Annotated in this window: 16 protein-coding genes; 4 read left to right on the plus strand and 12 right to left on the minus strand. The window is 44.7% G+C overall.

The features are described from left to right. Position 1 precedes the first annotated feature (1 nt). Positions 2-1,597 (plus strand): sigma-54 interaction domain-containing protein, encoded by a 1,596-nt coding sequence (locus tag ABTV71_RS21220; RefSeq protein WP_433900962.1) that lies wholly within the window; start codon positions 2-4, stop codon positions 1,595-1,597. 72 nt (positions 1,598-1,669) lie between these two features. Here ABTV71_RS21220 and ABTV71_RS21225 read toward each other — a convergent pair whose 3' ends face one another. The 4 genes from ABTV71_RS21225 to ABTV71_RS21240 form a co-directional block, all read right to left on the minus strand. Beyond that, the gene (locus tag ABTV71_RS21225; RefSeq protein WP_433900963.1) at positions 1,670-2,491 is read right to left on the minus strand and encodes an alpha/beta fold hydrolase; all 822 of its coding nucleotides are present in this window, start codon (positions 2,489-2,491) and stop codon (positions 1,670-1,672) included. A 233-nt stretch (positions 2,492-2,724) separates the two neighbouring features. Continuing rightward, positions 2,725-3,234 (minus strand): DsbA family protein, encoded by a 510-nt coding sequence (locus ABTV71_RS21230; protein WP_433900964.1) that lies wholly within the window; start codon positions 3,232-3,234, stop codon positions 2,725-2,727. 6 nt (positions 3,235-3,240) lie between these two features. Further along, on the minus strand, positions 3,241-3,696 hold the full coding sequence (locus tag ABTV71_RS21235; RefSeq protein WP_121122479.1) for a redoxin domain-containing protein: 456 nt from the start codon (positions 3,694-3,696) through the stop codon (positions 3,241-3,243). A 193-nt stretch (positions 3,697-3,889) separates the two neighbouring features. Then, a complete protein-coding gene (locus ABTV71_RS21240; protein WP_433900965.1) occupies positions 3,890-4,441 on the minus strand; it encodes a hypothetical protein in 552 nt (183 codons plus the stop codon). A 226-nt stretch (positions 4,442-4,667) separates the two neighbouring features. Here ABTV71_RS21240 and ABTV71_RS21245 point away from each other — a divergent pair, with 226 nt between their 5' ends. Both ABTV71_RS21245 and ABTV71_RS21250 read left to right on the plus strand, forming a co-directional pair. Beyond that, positions 4,668-5,519 carry an SDR family NAD(P)-dependent oxidoreductase gene (locus ABTV71_RS21245; protein ID WP_433900966.1) on the plus strand — a complete coding sequence of 284 codons (852 nt, stop codon included), beginning with the start codon at positions 4,668-4,670 and terminating at the stop codon, positions 5,517-5,519. 70 nt (positions 5,520-5,589) lie between these two features. After that, positions 5,590-6,504 carry a helix-turn-helix domain-containing protein gene (locus ABTV71_RS21250; protein ID WP_121122485.1) on the plus strand — a complete coding sequence of 305 codons (915 nt, stop codon included), beginning with the start codon at positions 5,590-5,592 and terminating at the stop codon, positions 6,502-6,504. A 137-nt stretch (positions 6,505-6,641) separates the two neighbouring features. Here the strand turns inward: ABTV71_RS21250 and ABTV71_RS21255 are convergent, their stop codons facing one another. Then, a complete protein-coding gene (locus ABTV71_RS21255) occupies positions 6,642-7,166 on the minus strand; it encodes a hypothetical protein (RefSeq protein ID WP_147430304.1) in 525 nt (174 codons plus the stop codon). 337 nt (positions 7,167-7,503) lie between these two features. On the opposite strand from ABTV71_RS21255, the gene ABTV71_RS21260 reads away from it, so the two are divergent. Continuing rightward, positions 7,504-10,101: a family 78 glycoside hydrolase catalytic domain gene (locus tag ABTV71_RS21260; RefSeq protein WP_433900967.1), complete on the plus strand. Its 2,598-nt coding sequence runs from the start codon at positions 7,504-7,506 to the stop codon at positions 10,099-10,101. A gap of 138 nt (positions 10,102-10,239) precedes the next feature. On the opposite strand, the gene ABTV71_RS21265 is transcribed toward ABTV71_RS21260, so the two are convergent. From ABTV71_RS21265 to ABTV71_RS21295, 7 genes are all read right to left on the minus strand, one after another. Next, a complete protein-coding gene (locus ABTV71_RS21265; protein WP_433900968.1) occupies positions 10,240-13,284 on the minus strand; it encodes a SusC/RagA family TonB-linked outer membrane protein in 3,045 nt (1,014 codons plus the stop codon). Between the two features lie 71 nt (positions 13,285-13,355). Next, the gene (locus ABTV71_RS21270; RefSeq protein WP_245971272.1) at positions 13,356-15,170 is read right to left on the minus strand and encodes a RagB/SusD family nutrient uptake outer membrane protein; all 1,815 of its coding nucleotides are present in this window, start codon (positions 15,168-15,170) and stop codon (positions 13,356-13,358) included. Between the two features lie 16 nt (positions 15,171-15,186). Further along, positions 15,187-18,294, minus strand: coding sequence for a SusC/RagA family TonB-linked outer membrane protein (locus ABTV71_RS21275; protein WP_433900969.1), 3,108 nt, complete (start codon positions 18,292-18,294; stop codon positions 15,187-15,189). Positions 18,295-18,320: 26 nt separating this feature from the next. Then, on the minus strand, positions 18,321-19,310 hold the full coding sequence (locus ABTV71_RS21280; protein ID WP_433900970.1) for a DUF4961 domain-containing protein: 990 nt from the start codon (positions 19,308-19,310) through the stop codon (positions 18,321-18,323). 82 nt (positions 19,311-19,392) lie between these two features. Continuing rightward, positions 19,393-19,845 carry a DUF5004 domain-containing protein gene (locus ABTV71_RS21285; RefSeq protein WP_433900971.1) on the minus strand — a complete coding sequence of 151 codons (453 nt, stop codon included), beginning with the start codon at positions 19,843-19,845 and terminating at the stop codon, positions 19,393-19,395. A 13-nt stretch (positions 19,846-19,858) separates the two neighbouring features. After that, positions 19,859-21,586, minus strand: a complete 1,728-nt coding sequence (locus ABTV71_RS21290) for a RagB/SusD family nutrient uptake outer membrane protein (protein WP_121122499.1) — start codon at positions 21,584-21,586, stop codon at positions 19,859-19,861. Positions 21,587-21,672: 86 nt separating this feature from the next. Next, positions 21,673-23,949, minus strand: a complete 2,277-nt coding sequence (locus ABTV71_RS21295) for a GH92 family glycosyl hydrolase (protein ID WP_433900972.1) — start codon at positions 23,947-23,949, stop codon at positions 21,673-21,675. Positions 23,950-23,966: the final 17 nt, after the last annotated feature.

Consider the following 23,966-nt stretch of genomic DNA (forward strand, 5'->3'; position numbering starts at 1 on the left):
CATGACCTCAGAAACAGCTCTACAAGCGCTATACGACCGTCTACGAAAACGGGAGAACGAACAGCTTAAGCAATTAGCACTCAGTCAAAAAATGGCAACAATAACGACCCATAAGGCATTTGAGGCGCTTCAACCAGATCTGCAAGATTTTTTTTATCAAGATAACTTGTACATATTTGTTGCGGACAAAGAGGAAAAAAGTTATAGCCTACTTTTACAGGTAAAAAGACATACGCAGATTATCAACAACGATTTGTGGAGTTGTAAAGCAGGCTTTTTTCAGGATTGCATTGATTCAGCCGAACCAGTTCAACATGGCCCCAAAGAGATTTTAAAAGCCGAAAGTACCTTCCCTACAATTCTTGTTGAAGCGGTACGTACCGGAAGTAAGGCTATTATATCCATGGCGTTTCGATTGCATGACCAACGCTGGGCAATAGTAAGTCTGGAATACAAAAAACGGACAGATAACGATCTACAACTCAATAACCGCATCACCAGCCTTATTCCACAACTCAACATTACCATAGGCAATATACTGATGTATACCCAGTCAGTACAGCTTACGACATCCCAAATACACGCCTCGCCAATTGTATCCTCCCCCTCGGTGCGAGCCGCTTTTATGCCGCCAGACGATGTAAGAGCACAAATCATCGGAAATAGCCCGCAAATAAAGATCATAAAATCACAGCTCAAAACAGTTGCCGGCACAGAAATGACCCTGTTGATTCAAGGAGAAAGTGGAACGGGAAAAGAAGTCGTCACTCAGTACCTCCATCGCCTATCTACCCGTTCACAGCAATCTTTGATCAAAATCAACTGTGCTGCTATTGCACCGACATTGATCGAAAGCGAACTTTTTGGTCACGAAAAAGGAAGTTTTAGTGGTGCCATAAAGCGTAAAATCGGTAAGTTCGAACAAGCTAATGGCGGTACGTTATTTCTGGACGAAATTGGTGATCTTCCTCTCGTCTTACAAGCTAAGTTGCTTCGGGTACTACAAGAAAAAGAGGTTGAGCGTGTTGGCGGCAATAAAACTATTCCCGTAGATGTACGCATTATTTGCGCAACGCACAAGGATCTGCAAGACGAAGTACGGGCCGGCAACTTCAGAGCAGATCTCTATTACCGTATAAGCGCATTCCCAGTCACGCTGCCTCCTTTACGTGAACGTCGAGAAGATATCCCCATCTTAGTGCAGCATTTTCTTGAAAAACATGCCGGAACAGTTCCGCCAAAGCAAATGGGAAAAAAAATGCTTCAACGTCTTGATTTACATCCTTGGCCGGGCAACATTCGTGAACTGGAACATGTCGTAGCACGTGCAATTCTTATGACAGCTGGTCCGACCATAAAGAACATCATGTTATCAGAAAACCCCGTTTTTGTGAGAGCAAACAAAATTCAGGACTTCAGTCCACAGACCCTTGCAGACTTTGAAAAACAATATATCCTTTGGGTGTTGCGACGCTGCAATGGACTTATTTCAGGCACAAATGGTGCTGCGAACATTCTTGGCATTCCAGCAACCACATTACAGTCCAAAATGAAAAAGCTTGGTATAAGTAAGAAATTTATCTCCCTACAAGAATAAACAAAAAGGCCGTTCCCAAAAAAGAACAGCCTCCACTACTATTTAAAAACTAGTTTTGATCCGTGGCACATTTTATTTAGTGATAAAAGCCAGGATATCTTTATTGATTGTTTCTGCTTCAGTTGTCGGCATTCCATGTGGGAATCCCGGATAAGTGATCAGCGTACCATTTTTCACCAGTTGTGCTGCTCTTCTACCGGTAATATCCAGCGGTACAATTTGGTCATCCTCACCGTGTAAGACCAAGACAGGAATCTCCACTTGCTTAAGTTCTTCCGTAAAATCTGTTTCAGAAAATGCTTTGATACAGTCGTAGTGTGCTTTTATTCCCCCCATCATTCCTTGTCGCCACCAATTATCTATCACCCCCTGCTGCACCTTGGCTCCATCCCTGTTATAGCCATAAAAAGCAAGCGTAAAGTCCTGAAAATATTGTTGTCTGCGTGTCGCTGTATTCAATCGGATTTCATCAAACACGTCCATGGGTACACCGTCGGGATTTGTTTCGCTCTTAGCCATTGTCGGTGTTACAGCACTAATTAATACCGCTTTTGCAACACGAGAAGTCCCATGATTGGTTATATAGCGGATCACCTCCCCACCACCGGTAGAGTGGCCGATATGGATCGCATCTTTCAGATCCAATGCTGCTACCAATTGTGCGACATCAGAAGCATAAGTATCCATGTCATTCCCTTGGTCAGTCTGTGTAGAGCGTCCATGACCACGACGGTCATGCGCAATTACGCGATAGCCTTTATCGAGGAAATACATCAGCTGTGCATCCCAGTCGTCGCTTGACAAAGGCCAACCATGATGGAAAACGATAGGCTGCCCTGTTCCCCAATCTTTGTAATAAATTTCAGTTCCGTCTTGAACTTTAAATGTTGCCATGATGAATAATTTATTTTTTTAATTGTTTAATTTATCAATATGCATAGTACAACAACTTGACCATAAAATACAACATATTGTTTTCAAGCGATTTAAAACAACAAACGTCCATTGAAAAACAACGAAATATCGTTAATTGCATATTGGATTGATCGGTTGTCCACGAGCCTTCCGACACCTGCGACAGCTTTTGCCTTATCAGCCCAATCCTAAGTCGGGCAAGGATTAAATTATCAATTTTCGTGTAGCATCCGGACAAGATCCTCTGCACCGCCATCGAATTTCTCGCCGTTGACAAAAAATGTGGGTGTACCATTTACCCCGCTCATCATACCGCTTTCGAAATCACCCTCTACTTTTTCGTCCACGCTTTGGTCTTGCAGGGCGCTTTTGAAATTGTCGACATCGAGACCGAGTCGTTCGGCTAGATCCATAAACAACCTTGTACTCAAGCTTGACTGGTTTTCATAGATTGCATCATGCATCTCCCAGAATTTGCCCTGCTCGGCCGCCGCTTCGGCGGCAAGTGCTGCCGGCCGCGCATACTCGTGCATCTCTGACAGTGGGAAATTGCGAAATACAAACCTGATTTGGCTACCTAATTCGGCCATCATCTTTTTTAATATGGGATGAGCAGCGCCACAATGTGGACATTGATAATCGCCATATTCGACAATCGTTACATCCGCACTACCATTACCCTGAATATGATCCTTATCGTTTACTCTTGGTTTTAATGACATAAATTTCTATTTTAGATTTTCCAATGCTTCTATTATCCCATCTGCTCCCGGATTTACCGCTGTCGGCGACAGGTAGCTCCATTGAATAACCCCCTCTTTATCGATCACAAAAAGAGCACGTTTACATTCTCCTTCCTCCTCATCATACACCCCATATTTTTTCGCGACTTCACCTTTTGCCTCAAAATCAGCCAACAGTGGAAAGTGCAATTTTCGGGATTGTGCAAAAGCAAGATGGCACCATTTGCTGTCCACAGATATACCTAATATCTCTGCATCATATTTCTTAAAATATTTAAGCATTTCATTGTACAGCGCCATCTGATCACTACATACCGGGCTCCAGTCAGCAGGATAAAAAGCAAGGATTACATTATGGCCTTTAAATTCCGACAATTTGATTTTTTGATCTGGAGTCGCATACAAGGTAAAATCAGGCGCAACATCATTTTTCTGTAGCATATTAAGATATTTAAAATTTAACCATTACCCAGGGCCTCCATCCGGTTTAGCTATTTTATCGCATGGGACCCTGCCTATTAAAACAAAGCGTTGTAATGGAAAAATTGTTTTATTTTCTTTGCGGCCAAATCAATACAGGTCAGGTTGGCCGCTCAAATCTACGCCCCAATTCAGCTGCATATCATCGTTTCGGTTATTTGTTTAACCATTTACGGATCATTCTCGTGTAATTGGGCATAACCAGATAAACCATCAAAAAAACGATACATCCGGAGATCAATAAGCCATCAGAAAAATGATTTTGAGGAATATGAAAATATCGGAGAACAGGCAGTAGAATTATTGGTATAATCAATGACAGCGGGTAAATTGCTGACCAGGTAACAAGATATTGTTTCCAGCGCCGCGGCACCTGATGGGCTTGCTCTGCTGTTTCAAAAAGAAACTCGAGACCCGACTTGATCTGATAACGGTCCTGCTTTCGAAATAAGTGGCTTGCCCGTTCAATCATTTGTTTGCGCGTATCAGACTCCATCCAGATTTTTAGGTTGTCCACCGTATCAAACCTGATGATTACCGTATAGACAAAAGTTAATTTGGGGATAGGACGAATGATCTGTAAGTCTATAAATCCTCTCGCATGTTTGGTCAGCGGAACAATCTCCGCAAGCCACTGATCGTATTCTAATTGCTTGTCATCTAAAATATGATGTGTTATAACGACAGAAGCGCCTTGATTTTCCATAGTTACTATTTGTTAAAAGTTTACATTCATACAACCGGGCTATACTTCCGCCCGGTATCTTTCTTTTTTTCATCGGTGCAGGTCGAAGGGATTGCCTATCGAAATTACTATTTTATAAAAAAACATCAAACCCACGATTTGGCTACAAGATCCGTCGATCTGCCTACATCCCAAAAATACCAAATCATCAACTTTGTAGCATCAATTTATTTTTAAACTAAAACACATGAAATCACAAAAAGTATGGTTTGTCACCGGTGCCTCCAAAGGCCTGGGTTTAAATTTGGTCAAGGAACTTTTAGCACAAGATTATCTTGTTGTAGCGACCTCGCGTACAAAACGGGCCCTGGAACAAGAAATCGGTGAAAATGAAAATTTCCTTCCCCTTGAGGTCGACATCACCAATGATGCGGACGTATCGCGGGCAGTACTGTCTGCAATTGATTATTTCGGGCGGATCGACGTCCTGGTCAACAATGCAGGGTATGGGCAGACAGGCAGTGTCGAAGAACTCAGCGACTCCGAAGCCCGACGCAATTTTGACGTGAATGTCTTTGGATCTCTCAATGCTATCCGGCATATCGCATCGCATATGCGACGTCAGAAATCGGGGCATATTTTTAACATCGCATCCATCGGCGGCCTTGCAGGAAATTACCCGGGTTTTGGCATCTATTGTTCCACAAAATTTGCCGTATCCGGATTTACAGAAGCGCTCGCTGTTGAAATGGAGCCTTTTGGTATTCACACGACCCTGGTTTATCCCGGTTATTTTAGAACGGATTTTTTATCCGATGGATCAATCCAAACCGCAGCCAATCCCATCGAAGCATATGTCACTGCAAGGGAAAATGAAGCAGCACACTTAGAGCATATCCATGGAAATCAGAAAAACGATCCGCAAAAAGCAGCTACTTTATTGATCGAGCTCAGCACCCTGGCACACCCGCCAATCCATTTCCTAATGGGTGAAGATGCCTTTGAGCTGGCCAAAAACAAGATTAACATGTTGACTGCCGAGATCGAAAAATGGAAGAGCTACACCGTATCCACGGGTTTCGAACAAACTGCAAAATAGCCTAAAGTTATCGATCACAGTCAGAAAAAATCGGCAATATTAAAAAAAGAAAATAATTAAATTTACAATTATGGAGAATACATTTCGCTTTCATTCCCTTTCGGAGTTCCACAGCTTTTGCGGGCTGCCCAAACCAGAGCATCCCTTAATCAGTTTGGTTGATTATAGTCAAGTGCACTATCCTATTAATGACAGCAAATTAAGTTGGATACAGCATTTTTATTCGATCGGTTTAAAGCGAAATGTAAATGCCAGGTTCAATTACGGACAGCAACAATATGACTTTGATTCGGGTGTACTGACTTTTATATCACCATTACAATTCTTGAAAGTAGAGATTAATCAAGAGGTCCGTGCCCAACCCAGTGGCTGGATTCTCTTGATACATCCCGATTTTTTGTGGAACAGCGAACTGGCGAAGCATATCCATACCTACGATTTTTTCCAATATGAAGTCAACGAAGCACTTTTTCTTTCCGAAAAGGAGGAGGCGGTAATTGTAGACATTCTCCAAAATATCGAAAAGGAATATCAATCCAACATCGACAAATTTAGCCGTGAACTGATCCTCAAACAGATCGAACGGTTGCTCATCTATGCAGAACGGTATTACGAACGTCAATTTATCACACGAAAAAAGTCCACCCAAGAGCTGGTGACCCGTTTCGAAAATATACTATCGACACATTTTAGCTACGACAGCCTGATCACAAAAGGGGTTCCAACAGTAAGCATGCTTGCCCAGCAGCTCAATCTTTCCCCAAACTATCTCGGTAGCCTACTTCGAATCTATACGCAGCAAAATACGCAGCAGCATATACAACACAAAATGATCGAATACGCCAAACTAAGATTGAGTACCAGCGCCTTATCGATCAGCGAAATAGCATACGAGCTAGGCTTTGAGCACCCGCAGTCATTCAGTAAAGTCTTTAAGAAAAACACGCAACAGAGCCCCGTAGAATTTAGGCAGGCGTTTCAATAAGTACTGTTTGCAAACATCCAGATCATCCGTATCCACGAGTTTGCTCGCATGGTCTGGAAAAACCGATCGATCTTAAGCTATTTCCCCCAATCTATAGACCGTTAGAGCCTTGGGGCTTTGCTATTCTGGCGATACCATTAATCGGCATAATACCCTTCAACACCAATTCCGATTGTCCAGAAAAACTTCGCTTTCTCCAGGTCTTCGAGCAGCATATCCACATTCTCTTCGTATTCCCCTTCGGCCTTTATCGCTTCAATATCCTCTTGGATATCCTCTACGGTCATCTGCCGCCAAATACCGACTGAGCTGTTCAAAAAGGCATAGCAATACCCCGCCTCAGCATCGTCGACAGGTCCACTGTTTTTTTCACTCAATATATGGAGCAGCTCGTCAGCTTCCACCTGAAAGGGGTTAACCCCATAGATGCCGACTTCGGTCTTTTGGGGATAAGGGCCATTGATGCTTTCAATAAATTCAAGTTGCCCCAGGTCATTGAAATCCAACCGCAATTCAAGCTCATCATAATAATACTGCCCGTCAAGGGCGTCCGATGGAGCCCCCAGCAATTCCTGTACCTGCGCTTGGTCTATGCCGAAGGGCACTCGCCCCAAGTCTTCAATATGAATTCCGACAAGTGGAATAAATTCGATCTTTTTCATTTTATACATAGTTGAGCGTTCAAAACATATGTTTTCTTATATCTTAAGATCCAATACCTTAGTACGCTAATAAAGATAGCTAAAAATTGATGGACAACAATTTAAAACCAAAATTTTCAACAAGAATTAACCCTAGCGATCCAGTATTTTATTTTTATTTTCAACATAAAAAGAATACATACATCTACCAAACCAAAATTTAAATACGCCTTTAAAACACTAATTAACAACAACATAAACCAATAATAAGTTTTAAAAAGTTTACCAACACATTTACGCTACTGAAAAACACGCACTTTGCTAACTATCTTTATGGAAACCAAACACTAGACCTCCAATGACCAATTCATTTGCCCTTTTGTCGTTATGCTTACTTAGTGTATTGACCTCTATTGGTTACAGCAAATCTAAAAACATTAAGCTATACGATCTACGATGTGAGAACCTGATCAATCCAAATGCATTGGATAATACCAGCCCCCACTTCAGTTGGAAAATAAAGTCTCCCCGTAGAGAAATGAGACAGCAGTTTTACGAAATTCAGGTTGCATCCGACAGCATAACCTTACTTGAAAATCGTCAAGCAGATTTCTGGCAATCAAATAAGATCGCCTCTGACGCATCTGTCATGGTGCCTTATGCAGGGAAGCCCCTGGCGTCTCGGTCCCTTTGCTATTGGCGAGTGAGGATTTGGAGCAACCAAGGCGAGCAATCCGACTGGAGTGATATTCAACGGTTTGGCATTGGACTTTTGAAAGATCAGCCTATGCAAGGTGAATATATTGGATTAAAAGGTGTGCACAGTCCTTTGCTCCGAAAAAACTTTCATCTGGATGCCGTGGCACTCTTTTTTTTGCATATCAATTCGCTCGGATATTATGAAGTATATATCAATGGAAAAAAGGTGGGCTCAGACGTACTCTCTCCAGCTGTATCCCATTTGAACAATCGTTCATTGATCAATACCTATGACGTCAGCGGCTATCTTCGTAAGGGTGAAAACAGTATAGTACTTTGGCTGGGCACGGGCTGGTACAAGAAAACCACAGGTTTCAACGTTGCTTTCGACGGAGCATTGGTCCGGGCTCAGCTCGACATTCGCAACACCGGTCACTGGCAAACGAAGCTTGTCTCCGACTCCTCCTGGGAGGGTTCAGTAACCGGATACGCCGATACAGGGCCTTGGCAGGCACTGCAATTTGGCGGCGAGCGTGTCCAGGCCAGCCGAAATCCAACAGATATGGACGCTATTGCCTTAAACCATCGCTCCTGGTCGCCCGTATCCACGATCGCACTTCCCGATATACAAGCCAGCCCACAAATGACCGAACCCAATCGCATTCAGGCGACCTACCGACCAATCTCCATCAAACAGCTCCGTGATAGTACCTGGCTGATTGATATGGGAAAAACACTAAACGGATGGTTCGAACTGGATATGAAAGATTTAAAGAGCGATCAGATAGTTGTTTTCGATTATAGTGATGCCCTGGACAGCGCCGGTAATTTTATGCAGCAGGGACAACGGGATAGCTACATGGCATTGGGACTTCATCGCGAAACTTTTCGCAACAAGTTCAATCACCATGCTTTCCAATACATCAAAATTTCCAACCTCGGACATCGTCCCAAAAAGAAAGACGTTAAAGCGCATTTAATCCATACCAACTTTCGCCAGACCTCTACTTTTCTCTGTTCGGATCCGGACCTAAATGCCATCCACACGATGGTCCAATACACCATGCGTTGTCTTTCTTTCAGTGGATATATGGTCGACTGCCCACATTTGGAACGGGCCGGATATGGTGGCGACGGAAATTCATCCACCAATACCTTACAAACCATGTTTGCAAGTTCGCCGCTCTTTGTCAACTGGCTACAGGCCTGGTCGGATAGCATGCGCGAGGGAGGCAGCCTACCACATGTAGCACCCAATCCTGGTGCAGGTGGCGGCGGGCCTTATTGGTGCAGCTTTTTCATTATGGCGTCATGGCGTACGTATGTCAACTACCAAGATCCGCGGCTGATCCAACGCCACTATTCTGCCATGAAACAATGGCTCTCTTATGTAGAGCGCTATAGCAGAGATGGGCTCCTTACACGCTGGCCGGACACTAAGTACCGCGATTGGTTTTTAGGAGACTGGCTTGCCCCTGCTGGTGTAGATGCAGGAGCTGCTCGCTCGGTCGACCTAATCAGCAATTGTGTCGTGAGCGAATGCTTGGCTACGATGGAAAAAATAGCCACAGTTCTCCGACTCCCGCAAGAGGCACAGGACTTTGCCAAACGAAAAGAAAAACTGGACGCTTTGATCCATCAGGTATTTTTTAATAAAGAAACAAACCAATATGCCACAGGATCTCAACTTGACATGAGCTACCCCATGCTACTAGGAATTACACCTAAAGCTTCTTATGCAAAAGTAAAACAACAGCTTTTAAAGGAAAGTACCGAAAAATACAACAACCATATAGCTGTCGGGCTCGTTGGCGTACCAATTCTAACGCAATGGGCTACGGACAACAATACGGTTGACTTTATGTATACTATGCTCAAGCAGCGGGATTATCCCGGCTACCTCTTTATGCTTGATCATGGTGCTTCCACCACCTGGGAATACTGGAGCGGAGAGCGTAGCCGTATCCATAATTGTTATAATGGTATCGGAACATGGTTTTACCAGGCTATCGGTGGAATCCGTGTTGATGAAAACCAGCCGGGCTATAAACATATCCTCATCACTCCACAGATTCCCAAAGGTCTTACCTGGGCAAAAACAGCAATTGAGACTCCTTATGGTGAGGTTAAAGTAGATTGGTCCATCAAAAAGCATAAATTAAAGCTCGATATTACCCTTCCAGTCGGAAGTACTGCTACGGTAAAAGCGCCGGCAGGATTCGAGATGAAGGATGTTACAATCAATTACCACCACTAATCCAACTATCGAAAGATTATAAGCGGGTAATCCGGATCCGCCAAATCGCCTCAAAATAATAAGCGGGACCAAAACTATTTGACCCCGCTTATTATTTTTAAACCTGTAAGCGTATTATTTAAACCTGATCACTTACTGTTAAAGCCCGATCTGTATGCCCAGATTCACGACACGTTGATTCTGATAGGCATCTCCCGCACTGTTGGAGGTCACCTCAGGATCCTGCTGATATAAGGAATAATTCGTCCAGGTCAGCAGATTATATCCGCTCAGGTATAAGCGCGCATTGTTCATCTTAAATGGCAGCCATTTATTGGGCAACTGATAGCCCAGTTCAATGGTCTTCAAACGTAAATAGGTCGCATCAATAAGCCAGAAATCAGACATATAGGTTGACGGGCTATTAATCGTTGTCGGATTGGTCGTTAAGCGTGGAAATTTAGCTTTAGCGGCTGTTTCCGCGGTCCAGCGCTCTTGGTGGATCGGTTGAAATTGACTCTGGAAGGGCTCAATACCACTTCCCTGAACGCTAAAACTGTACCCGGTAGTTCCCTGTAGCAGCACATTAAAACTAAAACCTTTGTAACTTCCCCCCAGGGTAAGCCCAAAACTGGTATTCGGAATATTAGGCTTACCGATCACTGTTCGATCATAGTCATCAATTACACCATCGTTATTGAGGTCCTTGTACCGCAGATCTCCAGGCTGCACCTCATATCCTCCTGATGGTTTTGGACTTGTACCGATATTTTCTTCGGTATAGAAACCATCGTACAGATAGCCCAATGGTTGATTGATCTGTTGCCCTGTCAGCCGCAGCCAAGGATAAGCTGGCGCTGGTTCATCCTGAAACAAAATCTTGTTTTTGAAATACGTCAATACCCCTTTGATATTATAATTAAACGCACCGATATTGTTGTTTAAATTCAGTTCCAATTCTACTCCCCGATTGCGCACCTTCGCAATATTTGATGGCGAGACCCCTACACCGATATGCTGAAAAAGCGACTGTGAAGTCACGAGCTGATCGTAACGCAGGTTATTAAAATAGTCAAAGGTCATGGAAAACTTGTTTTTCCAAAGATTGACATCAAGCCCTACATCAAATGACTTTTGTTTTTCCCAAGTGACATTATTATTTCCCAGATTTCCTTCCGTGATAATCAGTGAAGGCTGATGGGTTTCACCAAACGAATAATTTCCGCCTTCATTGTATACTTGTTGATACAAATAGCGATCACCGGTCACCTTGTCAGAGCCAACGATTCCATAGGAAGCCCGCAATTTAAAGAGCTCCACAAAACTAAACGCGTCTTTGAAAAACGATTCCTTAGCGAGATTATAACCCGCTGACACCGCCGGAAAAAGACCATAACGCTGTGCCGCCTGAAAACGGTCCGAACCATTGTATGCTGCCGTCGCATCCAATAAGAACCTCTCTTTATAGTTGTATCCTGCCCGAAAGGTGTAGCCCTCAAAATTCTGTGGAATCCAGTTGATTTTCTTATCCCCCTTTGTTTTATAGGATTCCCGATTATACAATAAGAGTGCTGTCACCGCATGAGCCCCAAAAGTTCGCGCATAATTGAAGTTGGCCTGCACATTCACCCGACTGTTATAATCACCCTGATACGCCCGCAGGGTATAATTACCCAGCACATAAGGTGCCCCACCTTTCAGCTGGTAACTGCCCGAGCTTGGGTCATAACGATAGACCGGGATTTCATCACGGGCCTGCTCACGGCCGTTTGACTCGACGCTGGCATAGGCTACACGGGTCGAAAAAGAAAGCCCTTTTAACCAAGAGTTGAGTTCCTGAGTCCCGCCAAATAAAATATTGATGTCGTTGCGTCGATCCAAACTATAACCAGCTGCTGCCAGGCGTGCATTGATGGTTGGAAGCAACTCCTGCGTATCGCTGGCATAGGTAAATGAACCATTTGGATTGATAAAAGGTGCTGACCAAGGTCTTATCTTATTAAAATTGAATACCTCACCAACGATATTTCCCGCCCGCGGCGAATTAATGCGATTGAAGTTTGCCCGGAAATCCAAACGCAATTTGAGTGTCCTTGTCGCCTGTACATCCAGATTCGACCGTAAGTTGAAACGACGGTAATAATAGTTATTATTGACCTTGTCGCCCTCATTTTCAAAATTGTAAAGGTTTCCATTCTGGGAGAAAGCACCACCCGACACAAAATATTTAATACTCTCGCCACCGCCAGTGATATCAATATTTGTATTGTATTGTTGGCTCGATGGCTTAAAGATCCGATCATACCAGTTGATATCAGGATGACCATAAGGATCGTCCCCCGAACGGAAATGTGCCAAATCTGCTTCACTAAAAGGCTGATTGGAATTGTCACCCACCGTATTTGCTATCGCTTCATTCCATAAGAGCGCACTTTCATAGGCATTCAAAAACTTCAATTTTGTGACCGGGCTCTGCATACCTGATTCGACACGCGCATTGATCTTTGGCCTTCCCGATTCACCCCGCCGCGTTTTGACAACCAAAACACCATTGGCACCCTTTATACCAAAGACTGCTGTCGTCGATGCATCCTTTAAGATCGAAATACTTTCGATCTCATTGACGTTGATCTGCGACAATTGTTCATAGGTATATTCAATATCATCGACAATGATCAGCGGCTGGTTTCCTTCTGGGTTTAGCGAACTGACACCACGGATATAAAAATCCGAAGCATCCTTACCGGGTTGGCCAGAACGTTGTACCGACACAAATCCGGGCAATCTTCCAGCCAATGCATTCTGTACGCTCGATGTTGGCACCTGACGGATATCTGCCCCCTTTATTGAACTGACTGCGCCCGTGCTGGTCAGCTTTTTCGTCGTACCAAATCCCACCACCACCACCTCATCAATATCCTGGCTGCTGGATTGCATAATCACTTCGATATTTTCACCCTGCTTCACGTCTCGTTGCTGGGTATTATATCCTACACTTGTAAACACTAAGACCTTAGTACCTCGTAAGGCCAATTTAAACCGTCCATTTTGATCTGTTTGTGTGGCTCCCCCTCCTTTCTCCTGCACCGATACACCCACCAAGGGGCCTGAACTATTTTTGACAATACCATTCACAATGGATTGCGCCAATAGTATAAATGGCGTCAAAACCATTATTGTTAACAGATATATGCTCTTTTTCATCCGTTTATGTTTTATTTAATCATGATTAAAGCCATTCGCGCAGCCTTCTTCGGCTAACATTAATAAGCCAATTACCAGCCGGGGTTCTGTACCATTTTTGGATTTTTGATCACTTCCGAAAACGGAATGGGAGCCAAATACATCTTCGTATCAAATGTCATTTTCAGAATAGGAAGTGACTGCCTGATCGCCCCGGTTCCCGTTTGATAAATGACTGTGGCGTGTAGCTCCTTATTAAACTCCTCTTCGGCTATTTTCCACCTACGCACATCGTAAAAGCGATGCTCCTCAAAGGCCAGTTCTTTTCTCCGTTCGAGGTAGATCAGCTCCCGCATTTCTGCTTTGGTCAATGCCTCGGGAAGTTGATAGGGACTCAGTCCTGCCCGTTGTCGTATTTGTTCAACAGCACGATAGACATTGACATCAGGTCTGTCCAGACGTTCATTTCGTGCTTCCGCATAATTCAGCAATATTTCAGCATAACGGAACAGGATAAAGTCATGGTTTACATTACTATAGTTTGCAAGGGATTCAAAATTTCCCATAAACTTGCGGAGGTAATAGCCCGTTTTTGTCTGTTGCTTGGATCCACCTGGCTTATCGGATCCACCCTCAAAGGTTTGTACAGGCCGATTTAACCAAGGGGCACCATTATAAAAAACAGTTGCGTAAAAGCGGCTGTCGCGCCCTACATAAGGATCGTTTGGATCATAACCTGAATTTTCGTCCGTAATTTTAAGACCGTTGCTCATCCCAAAGGCGTCTACAAGTTCCTGGGTCGGACTAGTTCGACCATTGTTCACTCCATTGGCATAACCCACAGGACCATTGTTATTTTCAAAACTGGTATTGTTGCCACCTTGTTTCGCAAAGATCCGTTCATTGTTGCGTGTGGTAAAGACATCTTTAAACTGCGGTTCAAGTTTAAACAGGTTTAGATCCATTAAGTCTTTGGCCGCGTTCTCGGCCAACTGCCATCGCCCAGCGGAAAATGCCGTATACCCCGTAAGAATATTCTGCCCATCTATATTTCCACCGTTGAACAATGGGCTGGCAGCATACAGGAGCACACGGGATTTTAGCGCCATGGCTGCCGCCTTCGTAGGCCTTCCATAAAAAGCCAGATTAAATGGATCAGTACGTAAGCTATCTTTTATTGCATCACATTCCTTCACAATATAGTTGACGCATTCTTCGAAGCTCGCACGTGGTAGCTCAATATCATCGTTCAGCTGGTATACCTTATCGCCCATCAGTGGCACCCCGCCATACCGCTTGACCAATTCAAAATAAAATAAGGCACGCATAAATTTTGCTTCGGCTTTCCATACGCGCGGCATAGGCGTACCATTCTCCAGTTTCCCTTTAACCGGTACCCGATCAATATTTTGAATAAAAATGCTGGTCTTTCGAATCCCCTGATACCAAGATGCCCACAGGTTGTCCTGATAATTATCCGAAGTATAAGAACCTGTTGCCAACTGCTGTACCGATGTGTTGGTCGGATTGGAGGAAACCGCATCATCCGTAGCTGCGTCGAGAAAATCTCCACCAACCCGATTGCCCAGGCTGGGCAGATAACGGTAGCAATCGGTCAGAAACCGGTTTGCATTTACGCCGGCCGAATCCCTTCGGTCAAACACCTGATCCAGTGTCTGCAACTCGATAGGCTCTTCCTCCAGGTCGCTTTTACAGGAGAAGATCCCAAGTGTGACTCCAACCAGGAACATCCATTTAAGCCGATTATATTTTATACGAATGAGCTGTGCTTTAAAAGGCATCTGCAAGCCTCGGCCCATGTCAGACGCGGATTTAATTTCAGGCGCTCTGCAAGATACCTCACGCTCCTCAGCATGTATGTGGTTTGAATAAGAATATTTCATCATTGTCGATTTCTAAGGTTTATAATTTCACGTTTACACCAAAGCTTATGATCCGCTGTGCTGGATAAGCTGTACCTGATGAGATTTCAGGATCCAGACGTCCATAGGGGGTAAAAGTGAACAGGTTTTGCGCGTTTGCAAAGATGCGTACCGAGGATAGCTTCGCCCGCATTGTCCAATTGAAGGGCAATGTATAGCCGACATCCAGGTTCCTTATCCTAAGATATTCCCCCGAACGGGTCCAGTAGCTAGAAATATTTTGTGTATTGGTCGGATCGGGTCCCAGCGTCAGCCTTGGATACGTTGCAGCAGTACCGGTCTCCGGTGTCCAACGTCCCAGCATATAATCAAATCCCTGTCCGTCGCCGGTATTTCCAAAGGAATAATCCGTCTGCTGGTAACTACGGTTCAATACCCCCTGAAGCAACACGCTGAAATCAAACCCCGCAACATTGAATCCTACGGTAGTACCAAAATATACGAGTGGTTTTGTATTGCCAATGGCCGTTTGATCGTACTGGTTGATGATACCGTCTCCATTCAGGTCCACTAGTTTGACATCACCAGGATACACCTTATTCCCCGATAGTAATGGTGCATGATCGGCTTCATCCTGTGTCTGGATCAGCCCATTGGTCCGGTAACCAAATGTCTGACCCACGGGCATTCCCGTACGCCGGTTCCAATCGTATTGCTGAAAGACCTCGTTCATATACAGCACTTGGGTCTTCATACGTGAGGCATTGGCGGTAATGAAATAGTTAAACTCACCAAAATTATTTTGATAGGTCAAACTGATTTCCTGTCCTTCATACCGGTTTTTACCGATATTTTCATTTGGGTATCCAATACCGATCAGATCAATGGTCGACCCGCGCTGTTGCAATAGGTCAAAATAAGTATCTCTAAAATAGTCGGCTGTTAATTTCAGTGTTGAATGCCAGAATGCGGCATCCAAACCGATGTTAAATTTATTTCCCTTTTCCCAGGTTCCCTCAATGTTGGCAAGTCCTTTTTCGATCAAGCTATTGGTATAAGCGTATTCCGAGCCAAAGTCATAGCCGTTCGCGCCATCTTGTCCATAAGAAGCTCGCCAGCTGTAATAACCCAGGGCAGCTTCGTTGGTATTTCCCGTCCGCCCAAAGGTAGCGCGCCATTTCAGCTGAGAAAGCCAATCCGTTTTTTCCTTCAGAAAGTCTTCCTGCAGCATGTCCCAGCCCAAACCAAAAGCATAAAACAGACCATATTGGTTTCCGGGCATAAAACGATTGAATCCTGAGTAGTTTAAGGCTACTTCAGCAAAATATTTATCCTGATAGGCATAGTTTGCCGTTGCAGCAAAGTTGGTATAGATTGCGGGTAAGTCAAACTGATAATTGGCCGTTTGCCTGTCCATAAACAGTTTAGCTCCGACACGATGTTTCTCACTCACCTGTTTATCATACCCCAGCGCTCCCTGGAAATAGAAAAAATTTGCTGTAGACGTGGTCGCAAATGAATTAGGCTGATCCGCTATCGTTCCATAACGAACATACACGAGTTCTTTTTGCTCGTTATAGCTTAAGTCATACACCGGCTGTTGGCGATTCCGGTCGATAAGACTCGACGAAGTTGATGAAACATTTAACTTACCCTTTGCATACAGTCCGGGAACAAATTTGTCAAGCTTGTAATTAAAATCCAGATTAGCCAGCAGGTCCCTCGTATTATCCAAAAGATAACCCGATCCCGTCGCAAGCTGGTACAAGTTGCTCCGATAGACCGAGGAGCCACCATAAGATTGGTCGGGATTAAAAATTGGATAAGCGTTGTTCGGTGTATTATACAAGGTCGATAAGATCGTTCCTGTTTTTGCCCCCGGCTGTCTGCCATCCTGTATCTTTCCAAAAAACTGTAGTCCAATTGTTAAGTCATCAGTTACATCCACATCAATGGCACTATTGATGAGATAACGTTTATTCTGTACATTGGTCTCATAGTCAAACTTATCATCCGATTTAAATAGACCATATTGGTTCAGGTAACTTAGTGAAAGGGCATACCGTGCATTTTTGATTCCGCCCTTTACACCAAGGTTATATTTGGTGGTCGGATTATTGTCTCTTACGACGGCATCGTACCAGTTGACATCCGGGAAGAACAAAGAATTGGTTCCATCCCTAAAGGCTTTAAAATCGTCCGAACTATACACGGGTTGCCGCCCTGCATTGAGAAGTGCTTCGTTGTAGAGATAGGCATACTGATAAGCGTTCAAGGGCTGCGGCATTTTCAACGATTGTTGGATTCCTGTTTGTGCTGTAAAGCTGATCCTTGGTGGTCCTGCCTGTCCCTTTTTCGTCGTTACCTGCAATATCCCTCTGGAACTCCGTTGTCCCAATAAAATGCTGGAAAGTGCATCTTTGACCACGGTCACTGATTCGATGTTTTCAGGATCAATGGAATAGATATCCCGCTGTACACCGTCGATCATAGTCACCGGACTTTGTCCCCTTAGGTTAAAGCCAATTTCCGTATTGTCACCGATGCTGGAACGATATTTCACGGCATCCGAGGGAAGAGATCCCGCCAGATCATTTGAGGTGATAGCGGTCATGCTCGGTGATCGAAATCCGCTGACTTCCTGCGTAAACAGCCCCGGCATCCGACCTGTGAGCGCATTCAAATACAAGGGTGTAGGCACATCTTTGATCTGACTGTTGTAGACTACCGAAACGGCTCCCAGGAGCTCCGAACTTTTCTTTTTGTCATAGCCAATATGCAAGGAGTCTGTGCGCTGGAGTACGGCCGGCACCAGCGACACCGATTTTTCGGATCCTCCCTTTATCCTCTTTCTATAATATCCCGGATATTCCACCCATAAGACTTCATGCGTAACATGGCCTGACGGGGAAAAATCTCCATTTTCATCGGTCTCACCGACAAGCTGCCGCCCGGCGTCATAGACCTTAGCACCTGAAATCGGCTTACCATATTCATCCACAATTTTCGGAAATTTCCCTATCGCCCGCTTCTCATTCCCTGAGGCTGTCTCGCGGAGCCGTGGATACCAGCTGGCCTGTGCGGTCTGTTTATCGGCAATCACCAACAGTACACCGACAACACTTAATTTTATATAATGGTTAAACATTTGTCATTCGTTTATAAGGTTAGCAATCACTCACAGCGGAAGGTATATTTAAAAGGCTCATCCGTATTGCCATAACCGACACTTTTGGTTCCCGTAATGTCCGTATAGAAGTATTCCAGCCGGGCGATGTGTACATCTTTATCGACCTTAAAAAATCCACGTGGCCAGATATCAATAAGGTATTTTTTACCACCAATGTCCGTCAGTTTGGTATCTGCTGTCTGTTTCCTGATTTCAGCAATAAGCTTTCCTGACTCATCCATTGCCTTGACATGTAGATAGATGGCAGGCTCATGATCCAGCACTGTATTGGTAACCCCACCATCAAAAGTCAATGTAATGATATCGTTGTCCAGACTTTTGACCGGTTGTACCGTACCCAACTGTGGGTTGATAAAATCGATCAGATCGCCCTCACCATCGGTTACCTCGAAAGCATTTGAGAACGTAAACTTTTTATAATCTGTATCCTCCGGACGCAGATTTTCGATTGAAGAACCAATATAGAATCCCAAAGACACCAACATATTTTCGGCGCCAACGTTACATTCCGCCTTCACCGTAAAATCGATGTCTTCGTTATTGACAAAGGAATAAGCCTGCGTACTTCTAAAAACAATCCATTCCATATCATCCACCAAATTGGGGCCTATACCGAACATTTTCTTGGCGGCCTGATGCCAGCTCAGCCCAGATACAGGTTCCAGTTCACTGTCCGAAATGATCCGCATGGTGCCATTTCCCTTTGGACTGGTAAAGGACATGGTCAGGTTTTTACGCGCATTCCATCCCTTGGGTACCATAATACCCGCGACCAGCTGGGTGCTATAATTACCTCCCCCCTGGATACGGGGCTCAGCTCCGCAATGCATCGTAAAAGTCACCCGCTGATTTGCCTTTGCAGATGTCGGCACAACTACTGAGATGGCTTTAAGACCGCATTGGGCTAAGAATATGGCCAAAAATAGCCCCATTGCCCAGTAGATATATGTCGAATAATGTGTGTTCTTTTTCATATGTAAATAATTTGTTCTTTAAAGGCCACAAGGAATATCCAGATTATTTCATTGGTGCTTGTGTTTTCCAATCGTGGATATCTCATATTCCTCCGTTTAAACGTTCACAATCATATTGATAGGTGTTGCTGCTGCAACCCAGACTCATCACTAAGCTGAGCTGGCGTTTGCCATTGACTACAGGGAACAGGAACTTGAGGACCACCTCCTCTTTACCCTCCGTTGGACTAAGCACAACACTAAAGGGATACTGTGGATCATCCAGGCGGTACTTTCCCGAGCCGCTGACTACAAAAGGTAGATCATCAGCTATTGTATAGGTTCCGTCCGCATTGAAATCGATCTTAAAGTTTTCCAATTTCAACCGCTTACTCAGGTTTTCACCATTTCGGGTCAGCTGTGTTACTTTCCAATTTCCAGTAATATCTTTTTCCGCCTCTTCCGTGCGGATATTGCCCAGCTCATCCTTACAGGAGTTTATTCCCCAACATAAGACCAGCATCAAGAGCCATGAGAGTATCTTGTATATTTTCATCGGTTTAATTTTTTTAATAACCTGGATTTTGAATCAAGTCTAAGGACTTCGCTACTTCAGATTGGGGAATGGGCCAGAGGTACATGCGTTTGTCAAAGACACGTTTTCGTACGTTGATGGTATTATAACTTGTCCCCGATGCTGTACGGACGGGTTCGGTTCCATGCAGCTGTTTATTTTCCAATGATTCAGCCAACTTCCAACGGCGTACGTCAAAAAAACGATGTCCTTCAAAGGCTAGTTCTTTTTGTCGCTCATTCCGGATAATCTCACGCATAGCGTCCTTGTTTAGCCCAGTCGGCAATACAAAAGGATCCAATCCTGCCCTTTCTCGGATGGCCTCCACCGCCGCATAGACCTTCTGATCCGGGATCCCGAGCGATTCGTTGCGTGCTTCAGCATAGTTCAACAAAATTTCGGCATATCGGATGATTGGCAGACAGCGTGGCGTATAGGTATTGAACCAATCCGCGGCTACATCCCGATTGACCATTTTATAGGTATAATACCCCGTAGGCGTGCCACGGTAAATGGCATCCTGCCCTGAAGTCACGTTGTTTGGATTGGTCTTATCGATATAGATATTGACTGGCCTCCGGGCTAATCCATCGCGGTGGAAGACCAGTGACTGATCCCGGGTTACGGTATTCGCCAAGCGGGGATCGCGGTTTTTATAGGGGTTTTTCGGGTCGTATCCAGCATTCGGATCGCTAATAGGCAAACCATTACGCATCCCAAAAGCATCCACCGTTTCTAGATAAGGATAAGCGCCAGGGTTGCTTACGCCAAAAGTCGGCGGATTCCAGATACCTTCAAGATCCCGGTTTGAATCTTGCATTTTGGCGAGGATATATTCTGAGTTTTTACGCAGTTGAAACAGCTGATAGAAACCAAATCCGGGTTCAGGATCATTGTTGACATACAAACTGTAATGTCCAGATTCAATGACCTCCGCTGCTGCCGCTTCGGCCCGCTGCCAGCGCGTTTCATCTGCATTAGGATAGGCGACGACGTCCTTCAATGCTCCTTCTGTTGTCACAGGGCTACCATTGAACAACGGACTCGCAGCATACAACAGTAAGCGGGATTTTAATCCGTAACAGGCTGCTTTATTGATCCGTCCATAGTCTTCGCCCGCATGCTCCCAGGGGAGATCCTGCGCTGCGGCATCGCATTCAGCCACAATGTAGCGTACACACTCCTCGAAGGTATTACGCTTGGCAGGGATCGCATCACTGGCCGTGTAAACACTGTCTCCCATCAGGGGCACGCCACCATAGTGTTCCAGCAAGATAAAGTAATAATAGGCCCTTAAAAAACGTGTTTCTGCCTTCACCCGCACCTTAATATTTGTACCAAAGCGTGCCCTATGCAGGTTTTTAAGCATAATATTTGCCCTGCGAATATTGGTATAAGGTTTCGCCCAAGCATCATTGGTGATAATATTGGAGTTGACGGTACCTGTAGCAAACTGGATAAAGGTATTGATGCTCCCCAGTCCAGCTCCCTCCGCTTCGTCTGTGCTGGCATCAAGCCCACCCCCACCAAAGCGTTTGGGCCAAGTCGCAAACCCGATATCACCATATATGCCTGACAGGAAGTTGATGGTATAGGTACTATCCGAAAAGACGACCTCTTCATTCAGATCTGATGATTGCGTCTGATCTAAAAATCCCTGTTTACTACAAGCCGCAAAGGCCAGGAAGGCCAGTGCGCAAAATGTCAATTGGCTTTTGTTCATAATTTTTTGTAAAACAGTAAAATAATTGGTTATGCTATCATTATACCAGCGAGCCTAGCCCGCTGGTATCAAATTTTTCAAAAGATCTAATCGATCGAACTCAGGGAAAATGGCCTTGCATCCGTCGAAACTCCTCTTTCATAGTTGGGCTTATCGCCCATGACAAAATGAAGCTCGCCTCCTTTCAGTAGATCTTCATATCGAATAAAATTTTTGTCGTAGGCTGCTCCATTGAGTGCTGCTGATTGGATGTAGACATGCTGCGGACTATTATTGTCTGCCTTGATAGTAAATGTTTTCCCATTATCTAGACTGATGGTCACCTTTTTGAATACCGGACTTCCAAATACGTATTCATCCGTTCCGGGACAGACACTATAGATCCCCATCGCGCTCAAGACATACCAGGAAGACATCTGGCCCTGGTCCTCATCACCCGGATACCCCTTTTCGGTCGCGTTATAAAGGCGCGATGTCACCATACGGGCATATTTTTGCGCTTTCCAGGGTTGGCCACTGAAATTATACAAATACGGGACGTGCTGTGCCGGCTGGTTGCCATGCGCATATTGTCCCATTTTTGACAACAACATTTCGCGCATTTCATGGATTTCCTGTTTATAGCTACCATAGTTGACGCGCTGTTCCATGGTAAAGAACGTATCCAACTTTGCATTAAACTTATCCACCCCACCGATCAGGTTGATCAAGCCGTTCACGTCGTGCATCACCGACCAGGTATATTGCCAGGCATTCGCTTCGGTAAAAGGACCACCCCATTCTACAGGATCAAAGGGTTCACGCCATTGCCCATTATCTAGCCTGCCGCGCATAAAGTTTACCTGAGGATCAAATACGTTTTTGTAGTTATACATCTGCCGGGCAAAGATATTTTCATAGAATTTGTTGCCCGTAGCCTTTGCCAGCTGATAAGCACAAAAGTCATCGTAGGCATATTCCAACGTCTTTGCCGTACTTTCGTGAATATCGCCATAAGGAACATACCCTTTGGTAAAATACGCTTTCCACCCTTCGCGCCCATTTGATCCACCCCACACCCCCTTATTGGTCGCTTCATGGTAATAGGCCGTCAAAGCACTGTCCGCATTGAAGGATCGGATCCCTTTCACCCAGGCATCTGCCAATAGCGAGATAGCATGGTTGCCGATCATCACGCCCGACATCCCAGGATTGGACCAGGTCGGAAAAAATCCGGCCTGCTTTTGCGCATCCAGCAAGGACTGCATATAACGCCCTTGCATGACCGGATGCAAAAGATTGCTCAAGGGGAATTGCCCACGAAAAGTATCCCAAAAACCATTATCCGTAAACATGTACCCTTTATGAATCTTACCATCATAAGGGCTGAAATAATAGGGACTGCCCTCCGGATCCATTTCATAGAACTTACGTGAAAATAAATTGGCCCTGAACATGCAGGAATAAAATGTTGCCATCTCCGCTTCCGTCCCCCCTTCTACGCGCACGCGGTTAAGCAATGCATTCCAGGTATCAAAAGCTTTCCTTTTACTTACCTCAAAAGTATTGTGTCCTTCCAGTTCGCGTTTAAAATTAAGATCTGCCTGCTGCGGACTGATATAAGATGAAGCCATCTTGACCTGCACTTTAGTCCCCGGGCGGAATTCCAGATATCCACCTTTGCCTTTCCCGGCATCATAGCGCTGCCCGGCCTGGATTGTGCCCTCGACATTTTCCCAGGTGCCGTAAGCTTTAAAATCCTGATCGAAGGTAAGCACAAAATAATTTTTCATATGCTCGGGCACAAAACGCCCATTATGCACATACCCGACAATCTTGCGTTCTTCAGGAATTATCTTAATCTCGCTATCGCCCAAAAAGCCATCCAATAGCAAGAACGCTTTTTCCTTTTTCGGGAAGCTAAAGCGCATATGCGCCCCTCTTTCCACTGGACTCAGTTCCGCCTTGATGCCGTTATCAAAATTCACGGCATAATAATGCGGCTTAGCGATCTCATTTTCATGTTTAAAGGATAACGCGCGACGTTCCTCATTGACCTCCAACTTCCCAAGGCCCGGCATCAACGAAAAAACCATATAATCGCCCATCCAGGGACTACATTGGTGAACCTGCTGAAATCCGCGTATGCTGTTTGCTTTGTATTGATATTTCCAGCCATCCCCATTTTTCCCCGTTTGTGCCGAAAAGAAATGCACCGCAAATGGCAGTCCTACCGTAGGATAAGTATTTCCATAGGACAGGCTCCATTCAGAATCCGTTCCTTGGAGCGTATTCACATACTTTACCAGGTCCGCCTGCTGCGCTTGCGCCTGATTTAGCATCGCGTAAATCATAGTCAGATAAATACATAATCTTCGTTTCATAATCAGTTATTTAAATT

This window comes from Sphingobacterium puteale (genome assembly GCF_050986225.1).
Taxonomy (GTDB): Bacteria; Bacteroidota; Bacteroidia; order Sphingobacteriales; family Sphingobacteriaceae; genus Sphingobacterium; species Sphingobacterium puteale.

Excerpts from the sequence above, each read along its gene's own strand:
- ABTV71_RS21220 (WP_433900962.1), top strand. The coding sequence starts at position 2 with ATGACCTCAGAAACAGCTCTACAAGCGCTATACGACCGTCTACGAAAA.
- ABTV71_RS21225 (WP_433900963.1), bottom strand. The coding sequence starts at position 2,491 with ATGGCAACATTTAAAGTTCAAGACGGAACTGAAATTTATTACAAAGAT.
- ABTV71_RS21230 (WP_433900964.1), bottom strand. The coding sequence starts at position 3,234 with ATGTCATTAAAACCAAGAGTAAACGATAAGGATCATATTCAGGGTAAT.
- ABTV71_RS21235 (WP_121122479.1), bottom strand. The coding sequence starts at position 3,696 with ATGCTACAGAAAAATGATGTTGCGCCTGATTTTACCTTGTATGCGACT.
- ABTV71_RS21240 (WP_433900965.1), bottom strand. The coding sequence starts at position 4,441 with ATGGAAAATCAAGGCGCTTCTGTCGTTATAACACATCATATTTTAGAT.
- ABTV71_RS21245 (WP_433900966.1), top strand. The coding sequence starts at position 4,668 with ATGAAATCACAAAAAGTATGGTTTGTCACCGGTGCCTCCAAAGGCCTG.
- ABTV71_RS21250 (WP_121122485.1), top strand. The coding sequence starts at position 5,590 with ATGGAGAATACATTTCGCTTTCATTCCCTTTCGGAGTTCCACAGCTTT.
- ABTV71_RS21255 (WP_147430304.1), bottom strand. The coding sequence starts at position 7,166 with ATGAAAAAGATCGAATTTATTCCACTTGTCGGAATTCATATTGAAGAC.
- ABTV71_RS21260 (WP_433900967.1), top strand. The coding sequence starts at position 7,504 with ATGACCAATTCATTTGCCCTTTTGTCGTTATGCTTACTTAGTGTATTG.
- ABTV71_RS21265 (WP_433900968.1), bottom strand. The coding sequence starts at position 13,284 with ATGAAAAAGAGCATATATCTGTTAACAATAATGGTTTTGACGCCATTT.
- ABTV71_RS21270 (WP_245971272.1), bottom strand. The coding sequence starts at position 15,170 with ATGATGAAATATTCTTATTCAAACCACATACATGCTGAGGAGCGTGAG.
- ABTV71_RS21275 (WP_433900969.1), bottom strand. The coding sequence starts at position 18,294 with ATGTTTAACCATTATATAAAATTAAGTGTTGTCGGTGTACTGTTGGTG.
- ABTV71_RS21280 (WP_433900970.1), bottom strand. The coding sequence starts at position 19,310 with ATGAAAAAGAACACACATTATTCGACATATATCTACTGGGCAATGGGG.
- ABTV71_RS21285 (WP_433900971.1), bottom strand. The coding sequence starts at position 19,845 with ATGAAAATATACAAGATACTCTCATGGCTCTTGATGCTGGTCTTATGT.
- ABTV71_RS21290 (WP_121122499.1), bottom strand. The coding sequence starts at position 21,586 with ATGAACAAAAGCCAATTGACATTTTGCGCACTGGCCTTCCTGGCCTTT.
- ABTV71_RS21295 (WP_433900972.1), bottom strand. The coding sequence starts at position 23,949 with ATGAAACGAAGATTATGTATTTATCTGACTATGATTTACGCGATGCTA.